At 58.7% G+C, this 22372-nt stretch carries 21 protein-coding genes, 2 tRNA genes and 1 pseudogene; 5 read left to right on the top strand and 19 right to left on the bottom strand.

Features of this window, described 5'->3' with window-relative positions:
• From EN745_RS09745 to EN745_RS09705, 9 genes are all read right to left on the bottom strand, one after another.
• Positions 1-548, bottom strand: a 548-nt coding sequence (locus EN745_RS09745; RefSeq protein ID WP_189363004.1) for a dihydroxy-acid dehydratase, incomplete at its 3' end; no start/stop codon positions are given.
• A gap of 301 nt (positions 549-849) precedes the next feature.
• A complete protein-coding gene (locus EN745_RS09740) occupies positions 850-2115 on the bottom strand; it encodes an OmpP1/FadL family transporter (protein ID WP_126054188.1) in 1266 nt (421 codons plus the stop codon).
• Between the two features lie 360 nt (positions 2116-2475).
• Positions 2476-5259 (bottom strand): valine--tRNA ligase, encoded by a 2784-nt coding sequence (locus tag EN745_RS09735; protein WP_127421155.1) that lies wholly within the window; start codon positions 5257-5259, stop codon positions 2476-2478.
• A 115-nt stretch (positions 5260-5374) separates the two neighbouring features.
• Positions 5375-5656, bottom strand: a complete 282-nt coding sequence (locus EN745_RS09730; RefSeq protein ID WP_127421154.1) for a hypothetical protein — start codon at positions 5654-5656, stop codon at positions 5375-5377.
• Positions 5657-5848: 192 nt separating this feature from the next.
• Positions 5849-6673, bottom strand: a complete 825-nt coding sequence (locus EN745_RS09725; RefSeq protein ID WP_126054186.1) for a PopZ family protein — start codon at positions 6671-6673, stop codon at positions 5849-5851.
• A 266-nt stretch (positions 6674-6939) separates the two neighbouring features.
• The gene (locus EN745_RS09720; RefSeq protein ID WP_126054185.1) at positions 6940-8328 is read right to left on the bottom strand and encodes a TolC family outer membrane protein; all 1389 of its coding nucleotides are present in this window, start codon (positions 8326-8328) and stop codon (positions 6940-6942) included.
• 183 nt (positions 8329-8511) lie between these two features.
• Positions 8512-9186 (bottom strand): protein-L-isoaspartate O-methyltransferase, encoded by a 675-nt coding sequence (locus tag EN745_RS09715; RefSeq protein WP_127399851.1) that lies wholly within the window; start codon positions 9184-9186, stop codon positions 8512-8514.
• 92 nt (positions 9187-9278) lie between these two features.
• A tRNA-Cys gene (locus EN745_RS09710) sits at positions 9279-9352 on the bottom strand.
• A 153-nt stretch (positions 9353-9505) separates the two neighbouring features.
• Positions 9506-9763 carry a hypothetical protein gene (locus EN745_RS09705; protein ID WP_126054184.1) on the bottom strand — a complete coding sequence of 86 codons (258 nt, stop codon included), beginning with the start codon at positions 9761-9763 and terminating at the stop codon, positions 9506-9508.
• Between the two features lie 216 nt (positions 9764-9979).
• Here EN745_RS09705 and EN745_RS09700 point away from each other — a divergent pair.
• Positions 9980-10054: transfer RNA gene (locus EN745_RS09700), tRNA-Asn, on the top strand.
• 223 nt (positions 10055-10277) lie between these two features.
• Here EN745_RS09700 and EN745_RS09695 read toward each other — a convergent pair.
• A pseudogene (locus EN745_RS09695) lies at positions 10278-10465 on the bottom strand (IS110 family transposase); the annotation flags it as partial.
• 27 nt (positions 10466-10492) lie between these two features.
• Between EN745_RS09695 and EN745_RS09690 the strand changes: the two are divergent.
• Positions 10493-11575 (top strand): DUF4917 family protein, encoded by a 1083-nt coding sequence (locus EN745_RS09690; protein WP_210213744.1) that lies wholly within the window; start codon positions 10493-10495, stop codon positions 11573-11575.
• Between the two features lie 373 nt (positions 11576-11948).
• Here the strand turns inward: EN745_RS09690 and EN745_RS09685 are convergent, their stop codons facing one another.
• The 5 genes from EN745_RS09685 to EN745_RS37465 form a co-directional block, all read right to left on the bottom strand.
• Positions 11949-12773, bottom strand: coding sequence for a hypothetical protein (locus EN745_RS09685; protein ID WP_127421153.1), 825 nt, complete (start codon positions 12771-12773; stop codon positions 11949-11951).
• Between the two features lie 151 nt (positions 12774-12924).
• Complete coding sequence (locus EN745_RS09680) at positions 12925-13347, bottom strand: hypothetical protein (protein WP_210213743.1); 423 nt, start codon at positions 13345-13347, stop codon at positions 12925-12927.
• Positions 13344-13733 (bottom strand): hypothetical protein, encoded by a 390-nt coding sequence (locus EN745_RS09675; protein WP_127421152.1) that lies wholly within the window; start codon positions 13731-13733, stop codon positions 13344-13346. The genes EN745_RS09680 and EN745_RS09675 overlap by 4 nt, the downstream gene beginning before the upstream one ends.
• A gap of 10 nt (positions 13734-13743) precedes the next feature.
• Entirely contained in the window at positions 13744-15117 is a 1374-nt protein-coding gene (locus tag EN745_RS36905) for a hypothetical protein (RefSeq protein ID WP_189363003.1), read from the bottom strand.
• Positions 15118-15253: 136 nt separating this feature from the next.
• On the bottom strand, positions 15254-15379 hold the full coding sequence (locus tag EN745_RS37465; protein WP_281034767.1) for a hypothetical protein: 126 nt from the start codon (positions 15377-15379) through the stop codon (positions 15254-15256).
• A 271-nt stretch (positions 15380-15650) separates the two neighbouring features.
• On the opposite strand from EN745_RS37465, the gene EN745_RS09660 reads away from it, so the two are divergent.
• Both EN745_RS09660 and EN745_RS09655 read left to right on the top strand, forming a co-directional pair.
• Positions 15651-16907, top strand: coding sequence for a hypothetical protein (locus EN745_RS09660; protein ID WP_127421150.1), 1257 nt, complete (start codon positions 15651-15653; stop codon positions 16905-16907).
• 216 nt (positions 16908-17123) lie between these two features.
• Complete coding sequence (locus EN745_RS09655) at positions 17124-17381, top strand: hypothetical protein (RefSeq protein ID WP_127421149.1); 258 nt, start codon at positions 17124-17126, stop codon at positions 17379-17381.
• 362 nt (positions 17382-17743) lie between these two features.
• Here EN745_RS09655 and EN745_RS09650 read toward each other — a convergent pair whose 3' ends face one another.
• Positions 17744-18199, bottom strand: coding sequence for a hypothetical protein (locus EN745_RS09650; protein ID WP_127421148.1), 456 nt, complete (start codon positions 18197-18199; stop codon positions 17744-17746).
• Between the two features lie 13 nt (positions 18200-18212).
• Positions 18213-18782 (bottom strand): hypothetical protein, encoded by a 570-nt coding sequence (locus EN745_RS09645; RefSeq protein ID WP_127421147.1) that lies wholly within the window; start codon positions 18780-18782, stop codon positions 18213-18215.
• 485 nt (positions 18783-19267) lie between these two features.
• Here EN745_RS09645 and EN745_RS09640 point away from each other — a divergent pair, with 485 nt between their 5' ends.
• Positions 19268-19588 (top strand): hypothetical protein, encoded by a 321-nt coding sequence (locus EN745_RS09640; RefSeq protein WP_127421146.1) that lies wholly within the window; start codon positions 19268-19270, stop codon positions 19586-19588.
• 104 nt (positions 19589-19692) lie between these two features.
• Here EN745_RS09640 and EN745_RS09635 read toward each other — a convergent pair whose 3' ends face one another.
• Positions 19693-20883 carry a restriction endonuclease subunit S gene (locus EN745_RS09635; protein WP_127421145.1) on the bottom strand — a complete coding sequence of 397 codons (1191 nt, stop codon included), beginning with the start codon at positions 20881-20883 and terminating at the stop codon, positions 19693-19695.
• Positions 20880-22372, bottom strand: a 1493-nt coding sequence (locus EN745_RS09630; protein WP_145992000.1) for a class I SAM-dependent DNA methyltransferase, incomplete at its 5' end; no start/stop codon positions are given. The genes EN745_RS09630 and EN745_RS09635, both read right to left, overlap by 4 nt.

Here is a 22372-nt window from a genome sequence, read left to right as displayed (position 1 = left end):
CTGATCGTGCCGACCGAATGCTGGCCGACCGCCTCGAACACGTCCTGCACGGTGATCTGCCGGCCGCGATAGCTGCCGGGAAGGATCGAGCCGCCATAGATGAAGATCGATGGCACGTTGAGGCGCACCATGGCCATCATCATGCCGGGCAGCGACTTGTCGCAACCGGCAAGACCGACCAGCGCGTCGTAGCAATGGCCGCGCATGGTCAGCTCGACGGAATCGGCGATCACCTCGCGCGACACAAGCGACGATTTCATGCCCTGGTGGCCCATGGCGATGCCGTCGGTGACGGTGATGGTGCAGAACTCGCGCGGTGTGCCGTTGGCGGCGGCGACGCCTTTCTTGACGACCTGCGCCTGACGCATCAGCGAGATGTTGCAGGGTGCCGCCTCGTTCCAGCAGCTGGCGACGCCGACCAGCGGCTGCGCGATCTCGGCCGCCGACAATCCCATGGCGTAGAGGTACGAGCGATGCGGCGCGCGCGCCGGACCCACGGTCACGTAGCGGCTGGGCAGCTTGGCCTTGGAGATAACTCTGGCGTCCATACTCGTCCTTGCCGCGGGCGGTGCGGCCTGCCCCATCGCCGAGCCTTTTGGCGCGTGTCCCGAGACCATTTCGAGGTGCGCCGGGTTTATGGCGGGAAATGGGCAATCCCCCTGGCCGGAACTGTAGCGCTGGGGTTGTTCATAAAGTGTTGCTAAAACGTCACAATTGTGAGGGGCGCGGGATGTGCGGCGAATCTGCACCGCGGCGAGATTGGTGCGGCTACGGCGACGCCCGCACGCCTGACGGCACCAACGAAAAAGGCCGGGCAATGCCCGGCCTTTTGTGTTCAGTTTGAAGGGCTTACCACTTCACCTTAAACGAGGTGGAGACGGCGGAAACAAGGTCGTTGCCGAAGTCGGCGGTATAGTCGGTGCCGTAGGTGACGCCGTCGCTGCCGACGACAGGATGTATCGACCCGCTGGTGAGCACGCCCAGCGCGCCACCGAAACGGAGCTCGATGTTCTGGGTCGGCGTGTACGCCACGCCGCCGCTGATGGTCCAGGTGTCGGTCTGGGCGCTGAGGCCGGTGGTGGTACCACGATCCCAGGTAAGAACTGCCGCACCGCTCCACTGATCGTTGAACTTGTGGCCGATGCCGCCGGAGACAGTCCATCCGTCCCTGTAGAGCAGATCCAATGACGTCGCGCGAACCACGCTGGTGGTGGTGCAGGCAAACACGCCCTTCGTCGCAGTCGGGCAGAACGGAATGCTCTGCAATTGGCTCCAGTTCATCCACTTGATGGAGCCGAAGGCCAGCCATCCTGGCGCGATACCAGACTGCAGCTTCAGTTCCACCGAGTCCGGCACTTCAGAGGAGCCATAGACATTGGTTACGGTACCTAGCAGCGGATTTGTCGGATCGATGATGCTGGAAACCTGGGTCAGGTCGAGCGTTCCGGCGAGGTTGTCGAGCTTCACCGCCGAATTGTAGACTAGGCTGGCGCGCAGAGCGATTTCCGGAATCTCATAGGCGACACCGGCACGCCATCCCCAGCCATCTCCCTCGAGATCGAGGCGTCCTACGCCCGTGCCCAAGAATGCCGGGAGAGGAGCAACCAACTGCTCCTTGAAGCCCGAAACATCCTCGTGAAATACGCCGCCAAGAACCCGAAACTGACCTTTGCCAAGGTCCATCTTGTACGAGCAGGTTGCGCCCAGCGCTTCGCTCTTTACCTTGGTTATGATATTGCCGTTCGCACCGGCCCAATTGGCGCCGGGATTGCTGAACGCTCCGATCGGTTGGCCGTAGTCGCCGAGGCAATCGACAGGGCCCATGCCGATCTTGATGCCGGCACTTGGCACCCAGTAGCTTTCGGTATCGCGGGCGGAGTTGGATGCGCCCAACAAATTAAGCGGACCATTTGTCGGGTCGATGTCCACCACGTTCTTCAGGTCTCGTTGCGGCATCACATAGGTGGCGGAAGCCTCGCCGGTGACCTGCGCTGGATCGAACAGCAGGTCGATGTCGTAACCGCCGCGTTCCAGGCCGCCGGCATGCGCGGAACCGATCGCGGCCAGCGAAAAGCACCCCGCCCCCAGCAGTGCTTTCAAACGCAAATTGTTCATGGATATCCTCCCCGAAATACTAGTGGATCAAGCTAGAACCAATTCGGGTTAACGGCGCAACAATGAATTCAGGAGGCGTACATGTACACCTTGGCCGGCTGCCTTTCGGGCCTATCGGCCTATGCCGCCGCCTAGCCGAAAAATGGCTTTGCCGGGGCAACTCGGCGGAAAAAATCTGTGAAACCTGTCACAAAAAGCTCAAAAACAAGGCCTTTCGGGGCTATTTGGCCCCATTGTTACATTATGGCAACAATGGGGCTAAAACTTTCCGTTTACGTCAAAATTAACGCAACGGCATGGCCGTTTTCGAGGCAATTAACCTACCGGAAACCTGCCTGCTAGTAGAGGCGAATCTTGACTTCAGCCGGCGTCGCGCACCCGGGTCAACGCCACCGAAAGCTTCTCTTGCGCCTCGCGGTATTCGTCGAGTTTTTCACGCTCGGCCTCGACCACTTCTTCCGGCGCGTTGGCGACGAATTTCTCGTTCGACAGCTTCTTGTGCAGGCGGGCGATCTCCTCGGTCACCTTGGCCAGTTCCTTCTGCAGCCGCGCCGCTTCCGCCGCGAGGTCGATCAGGCTGCCGAGCGGCAGGCACACCGTCGCCTCGTTGAGCACCATCTGCGCCGAGCCCTTCGGCGGCGCGTCGACCAGCGCGATGTCGCCGACGCGCGCCAGCCGCTTGATGGCCTGGGCGTGGCGCTCCAGCCGCTCTTGCGTCAGCGTGTTGGCGCCGATCACCATCAGCGGCGCGATCGCCGCCGGCGGCACGTTCATTTCCGAGCGCACCGAGCGGATGCCGGAGACGAGATCGACCAGCCAGTTGATGTCGGCGGCCGCGTCCGCGTCCTCGAAGTCCGGCGACGGCCAGGCGGCGTGGCAAAGCAGCGAAGCGCGCTCCTGGCCCTCGCCGGCGGTCTGCGCCCACAACTCCTCGGTCATGAACGGCATCATCGGATGCAACAGCTTGTAGATCTCGTCGAGCACGAAGGCGACGCAAGCTCGGCTCTCAGCCTTGGCCGCCTCGTCCGTGCCCATGAATACAGGCTTCAGGAGTTCCAGGTACCAGTCGCAGAACAGATTCCAGACGAACCGGTAGGCGGCACCCGCCGCGTCGTTGAAGCGGTATGAGGAAATGCCGTCGGTGATTTCACGCGCCGCCCGCGTCAGCTCGGTGAGGATCCAGCGGTTGACCGCGAGCTTGGCGTCGTTCAGCCGGAAATCGTCGTTGCGCGCCACCTCGTTCATCTCGGCGAAGCGTGTCGCGTTCCAGAGCTTGGTGCCGAAATTGCGGTAGCCGGCGATGCGCGCCGGATCGAGCTTCACATCGCGCCCCTGCGCGGCCATCACCGCAAGCGTGAAGCGCAGCGCGTCGGCGCCGTATTCGTCGATGAGCTCGAGCGGATCGATGACGTTGCCTTTCGACTTCGACATCTTCTGCCCGTTCTTGTCGCGCACCAGCGCATGGACATAGACCGTGTGGAACGGCTCCTCGTCCATGAAATGCAGGCCCATCATCATCATGCGGGCGACCCAGAAGAAGATGATGTCGAAGCCGGTGACCAGAACGTCGGTCTGATAGTAGGTCTTGAGCTCCGGCGTCTGGTCCGGCCAGCCCAGCGTCGAGAACGGCCAAAGCGCGGAAGAGAACCAGGTGTCCAGCACGTCCTCGTCGCGGGTCAGGATCTCGCCCTGCTTGAAATTCTCGAGCTTGTCCTCGACCCAGGCCTTCCACGGCCCCTCCAGCGCCAGATAGTATTCGATCGCCGCGGCGAGCGCCTCTTCCTCGGTCTTCTCGACAAAGACGCGTCCATCCGGCCCGTACCAGGCCGGGATCTGATGGCCCCACCACAGCTGGCGCGAGATGCACCAGGGCTGGATGTTCTCCATCCAGTCGTAATAGGTCTTTTCCCAATTCTTCGGCACGAAATTGGTACGGCCCTCGCGAACCGAGGCGATCGCGGGCTTCGCCAGCTCGGCCGCGTTGACATACCACTGGTCGGTCAGGAACGGCTCGATCGGCACGCCACCGCGGTCGCCATGCGGCACGGTGTGGCGGTGCGGCTCGATCTTGTCGAGGAAGCCACCGGCCTCCATCAGCTCGACGATCTTCTTGCGCGCGACGAAACGGTCGAGGCCGTTGAGTTCGTCCCACACGGCCTGGCGTTCTGGCGTCCCCTCGAGACCGGCCAGGAAATCCTCATTGTCCTTGAGGTTGATCGCCGCCTCGACGGTGAGGATGTTGATCGCCGGCAGCTTGTGGCGCTTGCCCACCTCGAAGTCGTTGAAGTCGTGCGCCGGCGTGATCTTGACCGCGCCCGAGCCCTTTTCCGGATCGGAATATTCGTCCGCCACGACGGGAATCCTGCGGCCGACGATCGGCAGGATGACGTTCTTGCCGACCAGGTGCCGGAAGCGCTCGTCGTCCGGGTGCACCGCCACCGCCGTATCGCCAAGCATCGTCTCGGGACGCGTCGTCGCGACCGTGATGAACGTCCTGGGGTCTTCCGGGTCGAACGCCGCGCCCTCGACCGGATAGCGGAAATGCCAGAGATTGCCGTTGACCTCATGCTGCTCGACTTCGAGATCGGAGATCGCGGTGAGCAGCTTCGGGTCCCAGTTCACAAGGCGCTTGTCCTTGTAGATCAGCCCTTCCTTGTAGAGCGTCACGAACACTTCCAGAACCGCCCTGGACAGGCCCTCGTCCATGGTGAAGCGTTCGCGCGACCAATCGGCCGAGGCGCCGAGCCGCTTCAGCTGGTTGAAGATCGCACCGCCGGATTCGGCCTTCCACTCCCAGACCTTCTCGATGAACTCCTCGCGAGCCAGGTCGCGGCGATGGATCTGCTTTTCCATCAGCTGGCGCTCGACCACCATTTGCGTGGCGATGCCGGCATGGTCCATGCCAGGCTGCCACAGCACGTTCTTGCCGCGCATGCGCTCGAAGCGCACCAAAATGTCCTGCAGCGTGTTGTTGAGCGCATGGCCCATATGCAGCGAGCCGGTGACGTTCGGCGGCGGGATAACGATGGTGAAGGCCTCCGCCCCCTCCTCCGCGCCGGCACCGGCGCGGAAGGCATCGGCCACTTCCCAGATTTTGGCGATCTTCGGCTCGACGGTTTTGGCGTCGTAGGTTTTTTCGAGCATGGGAAAACGGTCCGCGCTGTCGGGAGTTTGCTGACCCGGTGTAAATCGGAAGGTTTTGGCCAAGTCAACCGCAGGGCTGCCTTGATCCTTCAGCGGCAAATAGGCTTCGCCCCGGTCATTTCAACGCCAGGCCATGCCCGCATTCGGCGCAGAACTTTGCCCTTGATGTGCGGTACGGCTTTCCACATGCCTGACAGTCGGGGCCGTAGTCGGAGCGGCGGACATGCAAGTGCCAGAAAGTATGGTGAATTGTAACCTCCGTCAGGTCACGATAGCGATCGGCGGCCGGGTACTTCATCTCTTTCCAGAAGCCGTTCTTGGATACGAATCTCTTCACCTGAAAGTAGAATGCTGCCGGGTCGCCGACGATCTCCCGATATTCCTCATCGGTGAGCATCGGGACTTTTGCCCGCAGTCGATAGCTGTAAATCAGTCGTCGGCGCATCAGCCGAGAATAACGGCGGTATATGGCTTTGAAGGGCCGGTCCTTGACCGCTGATCCTGGCCATCCAGGTCAGCCGACCGAGCCACGGCCAAAAAAAGCGCCGCCTGAGGCGGCGCTTTCATTTGTTTGACCTTATCGACGGAACTATTGCGCGCCGCGCGCCACGCGCTCGATTTCCTCGCGTACCAGGCGCTCGACCAGCGTCGGCAGGTTGTTGTCCAGCCAATCCTGCAGCATCGGCCGCAGCATGTCCTCGGCCATCTCGTCGAAGGTCTTCTTGCTGCGGCTGGCGAAGGCATCGGAAAGCTCGCCAAAGGCAGCGGCGACCTGGCGGCCGACATGCTCGGAAAGGATCGCCGTGCGGGCGGGCGGCGCCTCGGGCGGTGGCGCCGCAGCGACGCGCGAAACAGCCGGTTCATAGGCGGCCTCATCCGCCAGCTCGTCCTCGGCAATCGCAACGTCCGGCACAACATCCGGGGCGCTCGGCTCGACCCTTTCCGGCCTCGCGGCACCCGCCTTCGCCGTTTCACCGACAGCGGCGATCTCGCGCTGCCAGTCGGCGACGATCGTGTCGCTGGTTTCCGCAAATCCCGCCGGCTGAGCCAGTGCCGGTTCGGCGGCGATCCTTGCACTCACCTCCGCGAGTGTCACCGGCGCCTTGGCCGCAACGGCCGCGGCCGCATCCGTGCGCGATGGCGTTTCCACGCGGGCGGCGGTCGGCTCTGCCGCCAGCTGTGCCTGAACCTCGGCCAGGGAGGCGGGCTTGCGGACCTCCGCATTGAGCTCGGCGCGGAAGGCATCCACGTCATTTGCCGGCGCGGCGGTCGGCGCGGGCTGGAGATCCTGGCGCAATTCGTTCGCGTCCCCCGCCTGTTTGCGGCCGGTGTCGCTGTCCTCAATGATCCTCCGGATGGAAGCCAGTATCTCTTCCATGGAGGGTTCGCGCTGCGCGCTGCTTGCCGTCGCCATTGTCACATCCGCCGCCCTTGTGACTCATTCCAGATTTCCGCTCCGGCAAGGCCGGATTCGAATCATGGCGACAGGGTAACCGACGGATCGTCGTCCGAGAATCCCCAATCTGGGGAGATGTGGGATTTCAACAGATTAGGCGACACAGGCCGATCAGCGCATCTACGGCTGGAGCTGGTCGCTGCGACATTGGGACAGCCGCCTAAAGCAAAAGCGCCGCGCATCCCCGGACGCGCGGCGCTCTTGAACCTGGCAACACGCAGCGGTCAGCGGCCGTCCGGCGTGCGCAGCCCGTACCACTTGTCTTTGACGGCCTTGTAGTGCTCTTCGGGCTTGTACTTCGTCACGTTCAGGGCGAGACGATCGACCGAAAGGCGACCGATCGCGGACAGGATGGCATAGCTCGCCACCACCACGTCGCGCTCGGAACTGGCAAGGTTGATCTTGGCGCTGATGACGGCGTTCTGCGCGTTCAACACGTCGAGCGTGGTGCGCTGGCCGACATTGCGCTCCTCGATGACGCCGTTGAGCGCCAGTTGCGCGGCGGCGATGACTTGCCTGTTGGCGGCGACGCTTTGCTGCGCGGCGGTGTATTGCGTCCAGGCCGACGTCACCGCCTGGCGCACGGTGTCGCGGCTGACATCGACCTCGATCCGGGCCTGGCTCAGCGATTCTTTCCTCTGGCGCACCAGCGCCGAGGTACGGCCGCCCGAATAGATCGGAATGGTCAGCGTCGCGCCGATGCTGGCCGAATTCGTCGTGCCGTCGGACGTGCTCAGCACGCCGGGAACGGTGTTGCGGTAAGCGCTGGAAACACCGGCATTGGCGGAAAGCTGCGGCAGCAGCGCGCCCTCCTGGGATTTGACCGAGAATGCCGCGGCATCGACCAGATGCTCCGTCGCGAGGATGGCGGGATGTTCGGTGGCGGCAATCGCGATCGCGCCGTCGAGGCTGGACGGCAACAGCTTGGCCAGCGGCGCCGCGGCCTTGAGCTTGCCGGGCTCGTCGCCAACGATCTGGTGATAGGTCGCCGCGCTGGCCAGCGCCTGGGCGCGGGCGGCGCTGAGCTGCGCCACCGCCGTCGAGCGCGAGGCATCAGCCTGGGCGACGTCGGTTCTTGTGCCCTCGCCGACCTCGAATCGCGAACGCGCGGCGCGCGCCTGCTCGGTCAGGAACTGCAGATTCTGTTCGGTGAGCACAGCGACCTGGCGGTCGCGAATCACGTCCATATAGGCGCTCGCCGCGTTGAACAGGATGTTCTCCTCGGTGTTGCGCAGACTTTCGACCGAGGCCCTCACCTGGGCTTCCGCGGCCGCGACATTGTTCTTGGTCTGAAAGCCGTCGAACAGCGTCTGGTCGATCTGGACGCCGAAATTGCCGGTGGTCAGCCGCACGCTCTGGTTCGTGCCGTTGAGATGGCTGCTCGAGTAGTCGATGCTGCCGGAACCGGTGACGGTCGGGCGCCAGCCGGACTTGGCGATGGCCACGCCCTCGTCGGTGACCCGCACCCCGGCCCGGGCGGAATTCAGTGTGGAATTGTTCTGGTAGGCCTTTGCGAGCGCTCCGGTGATGCTTTCCGCGGAGGCGGCCAGCGGCGAAAGGGTGGTCGCGGAGGCCAGGAAGGCGGCTAGAACAGTCTTGCTTACGGACGGCACGTAATATCCCTCATTCGTTTTGCATGGGAACCGCGCCACGACAGCCACTCATCTCTGAACAGCCGGCGCCGCGCTTCTATCGTTCCCCCGCTGACTGCCCCGAAATGCCCGGTTTATGCGATCAGCAACGATTGTTCAAACACAAGCGATCACGACAGCGCCTTCACTGCAAGGCAAAACCGCTCAGAATTCAAATGCGTGGGTACGTTCAAATCCGGGTAGTGGCTTTATTGCCGCATTGAATGCCCGTCTTCCCGTTACAACCCCCCCTGCCTTGAAAAACAGCCGGGCCACGCCGGAATTGCCCTGACCTTCCACGGCAACGAGTCGGCCCTCCTCCGCAAGCTGGTCGAGCAAAGCGGCCGGCACTTCCTCGACGCTTCCGCCGATGAAGATGACGTCGTAGGGCGCCTTGGAGGCATGACCCTGCGGGAGCGGCCCGGTGATCACTGTCACATTGTCGCAGGCCAGCGCCGCGAGCGCCGATCGAGCGCCGTCCGCCAGCACCGAATCGCTTTCCAGTGCAACGACAGAGCGGGCCAGCCTCGACAGAAGAGCCGCCGAATAGCCGGTGCCGCAACCGACATCCAGCACCGAATCACCGGCGCCGATCTCAGCCAGTTGCAGGAGCTTGGCGAGGGGAGACGGTTCCATCAGATAGCGCGCGCCGCTGCCGTTGGCGCCGCTGGAAATGCGGATGTCCTCATCGATATAGGCTAGATCGCGCTGTCCGTCGCCGACAAAGGCCTCACGCGGCACCGACAGCATGGCCTCGATCAGCGGCGCGCTGGTCACGTCGGTGGTGCGGACCTGGCCATCGACCATCTTGACGCGGCGTTCGGAGAAATCAGCGCTCATTTTCCTACCAGTCCGCCCAACAAATCCCGCTTGCCGCACCTCGACCGCGGTTCAATCCAACCGGAACCCCTGCCCCATTGGGGGCCGGCAACTGGAGGCCTCGCCCGGAATCGAACCGGGGTGCAAGGATTTGCAGTCCTCTGCGTAACCACTCCGCCACGAGGCCTCGTTGCTCCCGGCGTTCCGAGCGAACTCAATATGTTGGCGGTGAAATGCCGTCAAGCGCCCGCACGTAAATCCGGCGCTTTCCCTCATTGGACAACTGGACACCGTTTCCGATCGGTTTCAATCAGCGCGCCCGTGGCCGCCGGCCGACAAGTCAATCCGGACGACGCCGGCGTTCCCACCATACCACGATGCGGCGCCGGTGCCGGCGCACCATGGCGAATTCATAGGAGAGCACCAGCAATCCGATCGGGATCATCCAGAAGCCCAGGATGGGCAGGAAGCCGAGAATGCCGCCCAGAATCAGCACGACGCCGATGGCGATCCTGAGCCCGCGCGAGCGCGGCATGGTGAATTCACGGCCGAAGACCGTGATTTTCCGCGCCGGTGCGTTGTCGCCTGCTGCAGTCATGTCGTGCCTGGTTTCCATGAATAGAGTCATCGGCCAGCAATAGCCAGAACGGCCTTTTCCCGCTCACGTTCCCTGCGGAATTGCTCATATGAGGAGCCCGGCCGGCGATTGCCAGAAACTGCCATGCACAAAATGGCGGAAAAAAATGTGAAATGCTTCTTTGCAAAGCCGAAACGGGTTTGCTATAGGCAGCGCCACTTACACAAGAGCCTCTGTTCCCCGGTAGCTCAGTGGTAGAGCAACCGGCTGTTAACCGGTTGGTCGCTGGTTCGAATCCGGCCCGGGGAGCCAACATTTCCAAGGGTTTCAGAGTTTTCCAAATCGGTCGAAAAACGGCTGATCTACAGCATATCTACATAACTCGATTTCGCTAGGCGCCGATCCACACAAGAATCGCTCGAAGGAGAGAAATCGCCATGGAACGGGTTTTTGATGAGCTGATCGGGCCTGCACGATGCAGCCGAGATGGAACTAGCGTACCGCGGCGACCTGGACGCTTTGCCTCGCTGGCAGCCTTGTCCCTGCCTTTGAGGAGCGTCACCAACCCAGGCGCCGCCTCCTAGTGCGCGGCACGTCCGCGTCGCCGGCCTTGGAGATGCGGCCCTGGACGTCGATCGAGGATCCCCAGTGCAAGCGCCGCGAGGTCAGCCCGAAGGAGGTCGCGACGTCGCGCGAGCGGCGGAAGCGCGACGGGTGCTCGATTTGCTCAGAAAAGCGAGGGGAAGGTATATGGCCATTAAGCTCCTTGACTTCGGTCAGGTACTGAAACAAGCCGATGCATACGGTAAAAAGCACCTGCTCCTGGGGAACGGTTTCAGCATCGCCTGCAAGCCCGACATTTTCGCCTATGGTTCACTCTTTGAAGAAGCCAAGAAGACGATGTCCAAAGAGCTAGCAGCTATCTTTGGAGCGATGGGTACTCAGGACTTCGAGGAAGTGATCCGAGCGCTTCAACACGCTGCCGCAATCGTGAGCGTCTACCGTCCAAAAGCCGTTACGACCAAGGACCTACTCCTGGCAGACGCGGAAAAACTCAAGATCGATCTAATTAAGGCTGTTGCGGGCCGCCATCCCGCGAGACCAAATGAGATTTCCGATGCGCGTTACACCGCATGCAGAACATTTCTTTCGAATTTCGTAGGCGACTACGCGAACGGCAAAATCTACACGATGAATTACGACCTGTTGCTCTATTGGGCGCTAATGCATGAAGAGGAAGATGTGTTGGCGCACATTGCGCTGACCCATGATGACGGTTTCCGCAAAGATCATAATGACTTCGATGCGCCCTATGTCGAATGGCAAGGCGAAGGAGCGGCGCACGGCCAGAACATTCATTATTTGCACGGCGCTCTTCACCTTTTCGATGCCGGCTACCAGCTTCAGAAGTACACATGGGTGAATACCGGCAAGGCGCTGGTGGATCAGGCGAATGAAGCGTTGAAGAAAGACCTCTTCCCCCTCTTCGTGGCTGAAGGTAATAGCAAGAGCAAGCTGACCAAGATTCAGCACAGCGCGTATCTTCATCACAATTTCAAGAGCTTCGCAGCGGTGTGTCAAACGAGATCGAAGGATGGTACGGCGCTTTTTGTCTATGGCCATTCTTTCGCAGAGAATGACGCTCACGTTCTGGATATGATCGGCTATGGGAAGATCGCTCATTTATTTGTGAGTCTTTATGGTGACCCATCGAGTCCCGCAAACCTAAAGATTCGCGCCAACGTTGAGCGCATCATGGCGCTGCGGCCGAAAGCCTATCCGCCCATTCTCGCCGATTATTTCGACGCCGCTTCTGCCAAGGTCTGGGGATAGCCGCCCTGCTGGTTCTCTGTTAGCCGTACCCTGAGGTCGGGGATCGCAATTGGAAGTTGATGACGGACTAACTACGCTTTTGCGTGAATTGTCGCTGAGTCAGATTATGACCTTGATCGAACGAACAACGTTATGGGTTGCTCCGGAGACGTTCCGACACCTTCCAGTGTGGTTTCCTGGCCCTAAGGCCACCACACACTCCCTTCGCCACCTGATGAAGGACCGGCCGCGATTCGCTGGCGTCACTAAGTCGGACCAGGACATTGTCTTTGGGCACTCGTCGGGCAGTGTTGGGGAGGACTACGACGGGGACGAGGCGCGGCTTGAAATGGCCAGAAGAGCGCTTGAGAAGGCCCTGGCCTGATCGGTCCGCCTATGAGGACGGAGTTGCGAGGAACCGCAAAAAACCCATTCCTTGTGTCGCTGATAGGATTGCAACCTCTATAGGCGCTTCGTGGATTTGATCCGATGGAGTGCCGTGGCGAAATGGATGCGCTGACTTTACCCATGCTTTGAATGAGTTTAGCAGCCGATCAACCATATCGTCAGCGTTTGATTGTCCCGTATAGCGAGCAAGGAGGATTGGCTTCAGGTGATTATCCATAGCCTGCGCGTTCAACTGCTGGACGTTAGGCTGGTTGATTACAACCAAGAACGCGCTTTCGACAGCTTCAAATACACCACGTATGAGAGCCTTTCCGCTTTGGTTCACGGGGCCAAGGCTACCGAGGGCCTGACTAAGAGCTGTCTTGGCAGCAGTGAAGCGAGAAGCGTCAAGCTCCGCCAAGGCTCTATCCGAAAGCTGCCTAAATTCTTCATCTACCAGAAAATGGCAGCCGCCATAATCGTCAACTTCATAGCTGAGGTTTTCCTCGGCAAACACCCTGCGAACGCCCGACAGGAACGTGCTGGCATCTTGAACGGACAGTTCCCGAACCCAAAGTGTTATTGCGCTTAGGAAGTCCGACAATTCGCATCTGGGCCAAAAAATCTCGGGTGCGTAACCATAGTCCTGCGGAAAATCTATCCCTAACTCATTCTCGACAGCATGCGCGAATTTGTCCCTCGCACTGACGCTCCCCACCGAGGAAAAGAGCTTCAGCACTCTTTTGCGAGCGCGGGAACTATCTGCCAGCAAGGCTTCATGTCGGATATAGTTTCGGCGGAATAACTCACCCGGTTTTGGGGCCTGCTCCATGCTGCGCTCTCCGTGGCTCGCATTAATGGATATCACGTCAGATCTGGCTCGTGAGGAGCAGTTTGCCGCAAAGTCAAAGATGGCCCCGGCTGCCAACAGCCAACTATCATTGCTGTAGGGACGAATAGACCAAGAAGTTTACCTTCATGTATTATTCGTCCTCGTCCTCGTCCTCGTCTTCATCGTCGCGCTCAGACCAAGCCTCTTGAAGCTCCTTCGTGAGCCAGTAGTGGCGACCGTATTCGCCGAAATATTTATGGTATTTCGAGTGGAACGCCTCCAGAGCCGTCTCAAATTGCACCATAGTTAGCACTGCGTCACTCATTTGCGGCAACGCATCTTCATCGAGTTCTTCGAGATACTTTGAAGCAGGCTCTCCCTTTAGGAATATCAGCAAATCGGCAAGAACGCGGTTCACCAGTTTGACCTTGCTGGCGCTCATCGTGGCCTCAGGTTTCTTTTTTGAGAGCTCTCGAACCTCGCTCAGGACGCCCTTGAAGATCGGAGTGCTGGCCTCATAAATCGCCACATGCTCGTCTGTGGTGACGTGCGGGAAATCTTCGTCTGACCTCACTTCTTTTCCCCCCCAACCCTCGTCGGGTTACGTCCCTTGATGTTACTGGGCGCGCCGCCGACCTGATAGAACCATTGGCCCTTTTGGAAGACGACATTGTCTGAACGGAACCGTTCCGCCTGTTCCATGTACAGCGTCAGGATCATCGTTACATCACTGTTAGTCGGCAATGCCGATTCGTCGAACTCGTCGAAATCTTCGAACGGTTTGTACCGCCCAGTCAGGCACCGGTTGCCGGATTGCAAAACTCTGTTGACCAGCTTCAGCTTGAAGACATTGAGGCCGTCGTTCGGTGATTTCTTTGCCAGTTGGGATATTTCCGAGTGCAACCCCTCCAGTTGGCCAATTAGCTTCTCGAGTTCTTCAACTTCCTCTTCAGTCTTCATATATCTCCTTTCAAGGGCATTTCGCCCTAAACTCACCGTATTTCTTCACAATCACATCCAAAGGCTCGCGCTGCTTACTTTCGAATAGCTCAACCATTTGGGTGATGTCGGCGTCTGTTAGAGCAACTATGGCCTTTCGCTGGCCTGACCACAAATCGATAGTTCGGGTCATTTCGGCTTTCTTAAGTGGGTTTCGAGTTACAAACAGGCCAAACCGACCCAACTCATCAGCGAGGTACCGATTCAGCTGATCGACATGTTCGCGTTCTATTGCCGCAACGTTCTTAAGTTCCACGGTTATTTGCCGAGAGCCGTAGCTCTTGTACATGTCATCTAGAAATGGGGTCGAAGCAGTGTTGTAGAATATCAGATCTCGAATGCTGACCCCGCTATCCGTCCGCGCCTGCTCCTTTGCGAAGTCAAGCTTTGGATAGAGCAGCGACGGTAGCAGCTGGCCAATAGCTTCCTCATATTTCTTATCTGCATTCCCATCCTTGCCTGTAGGAAGCTTCTGAATGAGCGCAAGTTTCCGCTTGGCTGATGTTACAGGAATCTGCGAAAAAAGAGGGTCATTGTGGGCGTCTTCGAACGTCCGCTCTTTGATTTCGACATATGCCTCCACAACCCCGTAATGATCCCGATTATAAGTCAGGACTTCGACGTGGGTTAGCTCTTCTGGCGCGTGAGAGATTTCATCCTGAGGGCAGTGCTTTTCAAAATAGTCGTCATAGTTAATCCATGGCACGAACCTAAGCCAACGCTTGGGAACAAAAATTAGTGGCCTCCCGTCTCGCGGATTTGCGGGCAACTCAATGCCTCGTCCTATCTCGAACGCGTTTTTCCGGGCGTCGTAGACATTCTCAACGTCGCATCGCTGCTTTGGAATACCGAGCCGGTCACATTGCTGAATCGTAAAGTCGATCAGGAACGACTTTAGAAAGCTACACGTGATGTCGCTGATGCGGTCCTTCGATATCCCATCAACGAAAAACTGAATCTCCTCAAAGTGGCGGAAACCGGATTGGGCATATCTCGGAACCTGCTTGAAAAGCGCTAAGATCTCCCGCGCCTTGGCCTCTCCAATACGTTTTCCCCTTCGTGTGGCCGATGAGCCAAGACCAACCTCGTCACACTCTGAAGCGGCTATCAGAGTAGCAATGGCCTGCGAATCCTCACCCTTTGCTGCCAAATATCCTAAGTGATTAAAGGCGTTCAGTAAGCTTGTGTGCAGTGCCTGATCCTGATGCGAAGGAGAGCGCCATAATAGAAAGGGATCGACGTACAGCGGCACGTCTTCGTCGAAAAACGGTATTGCGAAGTCCAATTCTGCCTGGGATCGCAGTATGCCGTAATGGTCAGTTAGGCGAGGTCTGATGAGCGTCATGGCGTTCAGAAGTGGAGGCACTTCAATCGGGTGTCAAGCAAGCAAATAACCTATCCCCGCCGGGGTAAGTTGCGCATTCTCTCGATGAAAATTCTCCGGTCGAGAAATGGCTGATTGCAAGCTAAGTCCTCAGTTCTCATCTCGCCAGTACCACCTTTATCTCGGCAAGCCGCTCAACGCGGGTGCCTTGCCGTTCCAGCGCCGTAGGGTTCTGCGTCTCGGCGAGCATGAAGTCGTGTTTGCCGCACCGTTCGCAACTCATTTTACTCCCCACCAGGACGCCGATCAGGGGTCGAAGTTCGGCGCCGATTGACAGTTTCGCTCGGGCTCTGCTGATGTTGGACGGGAGGCTTCCCGAGGGGCTCCTTGAGGTCGAGGCGTGGTCTGATGTCCTCTTGAGTTACCGCAAGGAATTCAATGGCGCTTCCTTATTGGATGGCGACTACTGAGGGTGCATCAATACACATGCATTCTGTATAGGCCAGTGCTTGTAACCGAAGCTGGCGGGCCTGCTTGGTCGCTTAGGGGGACGCTTGGCTACCATACCGATCGAATTTATTTTTGGAGCGGAGTTTCCAACCCGCCGACTTATTGCCCGCGTTTCAAGGGTCGAGCAAATTGGTGAGGGTCCTCGTGCCCGGTACTCGTACGAGTTCGACGCTATTGATGCATCAGTCGGGCGTGAGAACTTGGACCAGGCAATTGCCGAACCAGGTATCGTCGCACCGTTCGCCCTACTGAGAATTGTAACTACGCCCAGGCGGATAGCGCGCATCGTTGGATTGGAACCGACGCCCGGTCACTGGTACTTGCTCGAAATCGCCCCACGTAAACAAGCGCCGGGGCCGGTCGTTTATCACGCGCAACTCGGTGTTGACGGCTACAACGTGCAGTCGAAAGGTGCGCTAGGGAGCGGAGACTTTCTTTTCTCTGAACGCGGTCCTGAACCTGCTTTTCGGCCGTTAGGCGCAGCCGTTAATGCCGGGATTGAAGCAGCCCGCGCTTTGGCGCACATTTGCCACTTTCCGGCTCAAGCAGTGGCTACCCAGCTTGAAGTTTCAAACTTGCTTAACGCCATACAGAAGCCCACGTTCGTAATTGTGCAAGATGTTGGGCAGGCGAGTTTCTGCTCGTTCACGAATTCTGCAAGAGAGCCCATCCTCTACTTTGATGTTGGATGGCCTCTTGTTTTCAATGGCCGAACAGCACCGATTAATTTCGATTTGCCGCGCTCGTCTCCGCCAGTTATTTTGTCTCATTGGGATTTTGATCATTTATTCTGCTTCCACAAATTTAGAATGCGGAAAAACAAATGGGTCACTCCCGTGCAGAATCTGGGCCCAGGTGCGCGAAAAATTGCAGAGACGTTATCCAACGAGGGGAATCTGCTGGGGTGGCCCGGCGGTTCTTGTCAGCTTCTTTGGGGAGAACTGTGTCAGGGCACCGGAGATCCGTCAGAATCGAATGACAGTGGTCTTGTGCTGCAAGTTGAGCTGGCGTCAGGTCGGAAAGTGCTACTTGTTGGAGATGCGGGGTATAACTCGCTCCCCTTTTCAACTCCGCCAACTCCAGATTTTCTCGTTGTCACCCATCACGGAGCTAAGTTCACAGGAAATGTCCCCATTCCAATTGCCCACAAATCGCGGTGCGTCGTTTCAGTAGGAAATGGGAATGTCTATGGCCATCCAAACGCTGATGCGATCAAAATACACAAACGAACTGGCTGGACTGTCGATTTCACGTCCGGCAACTGGCAGCAAAGTCGGGGATCGCGAGAGCTTGGTCCATAGGCAGCGAGTTGACCGAGAGATACACCGCTGCTACCTGTCTGTTGAGGTACACCAAGGCGGTAGATGCTTTGGGGAAACAACCCATACAAGGGCTTCTACTTTAAGAGCTTGCTGACCTTTTAGCATCCGATTCGATCTAGAAAAATTGTCCGGCCCGGGGAGCCAACATTTCCAAGGCATACAGATTTTTCATAGCGGCGCAGCAGTTCGCCCAGCGTGACCGTGCCAGCCCTTACAGCGGTGCCCCGTCCTTTGGTCATCTGCGGCACCGCGTTTGTCAGGCTCGGCTACGGCTGCAAATGCAACGCGCATGGCGATCCCGTCGATCTCAAGCTCGATCATGCCGGCATCTCGAGTGGCTTGCCGTCCCGCTACTTCGCCGGACGCTTGGCTACAGGTTCCGCCGCCGCCAAAACCGCCGGCACAAAGGGAGGAGAATCTTGCTGCACCGAAGCGGTCAGTTGCTCGCTTTGAGCTGCCAGGCGAACACCTGCTGCGGTCTGAGACCATAACGCCGGGCGGCTTCGGAAATGATTGCGTTCGGCTCAAGGCTCAAGCGTCTCCGCGACGATCCGCGCCTTGTCATCCATCGACCACTGACGCCGGCCGCCAGCACCGTTGATTAACTCGAAACGCCGGGGCTGCCGCTCCGGGTCAAGCGTAAGGTCAAGTCCAGACACAAGCTTATCTCCGATCCCATTTCACGATCGGCAACCTCACAGATCGCGATCACTCCCGAATGGTGGCCTGGAAACACCGCCTACACGTGACCGGCATCTTATATCTGGAGAATTGTTCTTGGAGCTGAAAGCTTGACCGCGACGGAAGTCTAGGTGCTAGTTGCACTTACAGAGCCAATCGTCGCCCTTTTGATAGATTTGTCCCGAATTGCGATTCGGCTTGACTACATATGCCGCTTCTTGTGTTTGGGTCACTGAGAGACACATGGAATACCGATCGAGGTAGCTGAACAGTACTTCCTTCGCAGTCGGCGCGGAGACGTGTGCGAACTCACAGACAAAAACGCCCTCAAGATCGGCCGGGTCGAATGTCACGCTCGTCGCTGGCTCTTTCTCTTTCAACAGCGCTACGAGCGGCGGCAGAGGCTTGGCGTAGCCCTCTTCACTCAAGAAAGCGGTAAACTCAACTGGCTGAGCCGTGCAGTAAGCTGTTGAGACTGACGTGACCAAGGTAGCACATACGGCGCCGACGGCTGAGGAGCGGACATCGCCCGGCAATCCGCCCAGCAGCCAACGCGAAACAATCGTGAGGTTGTCAATAATGCGGGCCATCTCACCACCGATCTCAAGCTAGATAGAACCTTACCTCCGCAGCCACGTCTCCATATGCGACCGTAATGGCAAGCACGTCCTTCTCCCCCTTCAGCACTCGACAGGACAGTGTACCGTTGTCGCCGAATTTATCGGCGGACTCGCCTTTGCTAAGTGCGGTCAACGAGCAATTCGAGAACAAAGAAGAAGCGAGAGGAAGCTGCTCAGCCAGCAAACGTCCTCCAACCTCCGCGTATTCCGGCGTAGCCAACTGCGTCATGGCGTCGCTAAACAACGGCTCGAAAGCCGATTCGATCATGGCGGCCTGTTTTGCCGCGTCCGTCTCAAGGAAGGCTTTCTGTATTGTTCCTACTGCTTGGGACGTGGGACTTGCCGGACCGAGGTTCGGAGGTAAATCCGCAGTCATCCTACAGTGATCACCTTGCCCCTCGGAAATCTTAGTTACAATCAGCTTTCCATCATAGTTGAGAACCGCAGCCCCGCATGTGATCTCGCCTCGCGCGGCTAATGCATTGCATTGGATCATTGCACCGCTAACGGCCAACATGACGATCGCAAAAACTTTTCCCAGTCCTCGCAGCACCGGCCCCTCTTTGAATCAAAGCCTAGTTTTGGATAGTATTGTCGCCAACAGAATGCGGCAAGCCCGGCCGGCGAAATCTTCTCCCGAGCGACGAGGCTCAGCTGCCTCGATGAAAAGAACAAGAAGATGCAGGTCAGCGGCTTTTGAATCGTCGCCTTACTAGCGACCATTGATCGACCGGATCGCTTCCTTGGCGCCCATGGCGGCCTACCATAAGCTTCGCCATCGATGCACCACCAATCGCTGGTTAAAGCGCGATCCTCTTGACTGCCAGAGCGGCTTGGATAACTTTGCTACGTGCCTTGAGAGAATGGGCGCCGCGCACCTTTGGGGATTTGCCGCGTGATAACCGACGATGGGGGAGCCCTTACGTCGTAGACAACGAGCAGCACGGCTGCCCAACACAACTCCTTGAAAACATCTACTGGCTCGCGGACCCGCTCATACTCGTCTGCGGCATCACGAACACGTTCGGAGAAGGAGTCATGAAGACGCAGAATGGCTATTGGTGGGCGATCAGCATTCGACAGGAGGATGATCGGCCCGAAATCATCGACGTAGGGTCCTATTCCTTTGGCCAAATGGCCACTCGCGCCGGGGATGCCGACCCCTTTGACCTCATCGAGTTCGAGCTACTGCAGCACCTCGATACGAGCCGCTGGCCGACGCACGGGGCGGTCGATCCTGCGACAGTTCGCGAAGGCTATTGGTGGGCGCTCGACCCGGAAGAGAACGCACATCAGAGCAGCCGGCGATTGTTACCAGTCGACCCATCCGAGCGTGGCGAACTCGACAGCCTCGAATGAGCGCCAGGGTCCGCATCGATGGATCTCCGCCAGCGTCACAAGTTTCGTGAGGAGCGCTCTTCTCTATCATTGGAGCAAATGAGCCCGGCAAAGCGTTCATAGACTTACAACTCCCCCTTGAACGCCCTATCGAGAATTGCGGGAAGCATGGTGTCCAGCTCGGTGGCGGTTTCGGATTGGAGCGCCTTCACCGAGTCGAGCTTGGCTTGAAGGGCGGCTAGCTCGGCAATGACTCGCTTCTGCACTTGAATGCTCGGTACAGGTATCTGGAAAGCGAGAAGTTTGTCCGTGTTCAGCTTCCGCGTGTCGTGGCCCGAGCGATCAACAAGCTCAAGCATCCTCGGATTCCAAGCCCAAAGCACCGCGCAGAGATATTCAGGCATTACCCGGTGGTCTGGCGTTAGAGCCTTCATATCCTGATTTATGGCTGCTGGCGCCTGCAATATCGCCGAGGGAAACGTGTGCGCGAGAATCATGCCGCGCACGACCACTAGCACCGCGCCGGGTTCAACGAGTTTGGCCGGACTTTTTTCGGTAGCGAGCTTCGTTATGTGATCTATGGCATCGGTCAATGTCCGACGCTTCATGTCCTTTGGCGTGATCCAAGGGATCTCCCCGCCCCAAAAATGAGGGGCATCTTTCGATGGAGTTCCACCGCCACGGACGGTTACGAGAGAACGAAGGTCAAGTCGCGGAGCGGTTCGAGTCAAATCCTCAAGTGCGCGCGCGGCGGCGCTCGTGGCCAACGTCTTAGCGCCATCGACGCTTCGCTCCCGCAACCCGCGCGCTTCTTCTACCTTCGCCGCCAACGCCTCGACGCGCATGACAATACGGCGTTGTTCGGCAAGGGGCGGCAAAGGAACACGAATGGCGGCTAGCTTCTCAGTTCCAAGCGTTCGGTTGCGTCCTGCGCCTCCCGGCGATGCTTGAAGAAGTTGCTCGCGCCCATCTGCGTGCGCAAACCAGTACTTGAGGAATCTGGCATCAGCCTTTGTGCTATCGGGAACGCACGTCAGAAACCGGTGAGAACCAATCATCCCGCGTTCGGCTTCGGTGGCAACAGCAGTGGCCCCCTCCCACGCAAAGACGATATTGAAGAGTAAATCGCCCGGCTCCACCGCGAATACGCGCTTGTCCCCAATGTCCAATCCAGTAGTTGGGGCCTTGTGGAAGACGCCCTTTCCAAAGGAACGTATGCCTATTTCTTGATACAGTTCCTCAGCCTTCGGGAAAATGGGGCGCCTCACCAGCGGGGCGATTTCACGCATCGGTGCTTTGGGCCAGGCTGCTGTCACGCTGGCGCCCCCAACGTCGCCTTGATCTGCCGCATCAACTCAGCAATCCGCAGTTCCTTCTTGAGAATATCGTCGGCAAGTTGATCGGGAGGCAGGTGCTCGAGGTCCACCTTGACGCGCGGGTTCTTGCGGTCGAGGTTGCAGTTGGCGTCGAGCAGTTCCTTGACCGAGACTTTCCAAGCCTGATCGTTCTCCTCGCGCTTTGCCCACCACGCCATGCAACCCTTGAACTCCTCGAACTGCATGGGCTGGGTCTTGGTGTAGTTCTTGCGGCCCTCGGGCAAGGGCTGTTCGTAGAACCAGACCTCCTTCGTCGGGCCGGAACGGTCGAAGAATAGGATATTGGTTGGGATGCTAGTATAGGGCGCGAACACACCGTTGGGCAGCCGCACAACGGTATGAAGGTTGAACTCCTTGAGAAGCTCCTCTTTGATCCGCACGCACACGCCATCGCCGAACAGCGTTCCATTCGGAACGACGACGGCAGCACGGGCCGGGCGGCCGATGGAAGTCGGCTGGCGTTTGAGCTTGCGCATGATGAGCTGGAGGAACAACAACGCGGTTTCCGCCGTCTGGCGGTCTTCCGGGAAGTTACCCTGAATGCCCTTTTCCTCCTCCCCGCCGAAAGGCGGGTTGGTAAGGATCACATCGACGCGCTCCTTCTCGCCGATTTCGGAGAGCTTGAAGCGCAGGGCGTTGCCGGGGTCGATCTGCGGCGCGTCCAGCCCGTGCAGGAGCAAGTTCATCTGGCATAGCAGATAAGGGAGGGACTTGGGTTCGCAGCCGGTGATGGTGTCGTTTTGCAGACGCCTGCGGTCAGCGACGGTCTTCACCTGCTTTTCGAGGTAATTGTACGCCTCCACCAGAAACCCGCCCGTGCCGCTGGCCGGGTCGAGGACGGTCTCACCAAGGCGTGGGTCGCTGACTTCCACCATGAAGCGGACGACGGCGCGCGGCGTGTAGAATTCGCCGGAATCGCCCGCCGCGTCGCGCGTTTCGCGGAGCATGGATTCGTAAAGCGCGCCGAGGGTGTGAAGCTCGTCCGACGAGGTGAAGTGAATCCCGCCAACCTTGTTGATGATGTCGCGCAGCAGATAGCCGCTCTTCATGCGGTTATCGACGCCCTTGAACACGGTGGCGATCACGTCGCGGCGGTTATCGCCATTGGAGCTTGAGAGCGAACGCAGGTAAGCGAACAGGCCGGAGCCTTTCTGGCCGTCGGCGCGCACGGCTTCGTCGGAATTGATAAAGGAAAGCAGTTCATCGCCCGTTATTCCCTGGGAATCGGCGGCCCAATCGCGCCAACGATACGGTGCTTCGATGGCGGCCTTGAACTTCTTGCCCGACAGCGTGCTTTCCTCCTCGCGCTGCTGCTCAAGGTCGTCGAGGAATTTGAGGAACATGATCCAAGTGAGAAGCGGCAGACGGTCGAGGTCGCCGTTCAGCCCCTTATCTTTGCGCATGATGTCGCGCGCGGACTTGAGAAGGC

The organism is Mesorhizobium sp. M4A.F.Ca.ET.022.05.2.1 (assembly GCF_003998845.1).
Lineage (GTDB): Bacteria > Pseudomonadota > Alphaproteobacteria > Rhizobiales > Rhizobiaceae > Mesorhizobium.
This window is presented reverse-complemented; position numbering and strand designations above follow the sequence as displayed.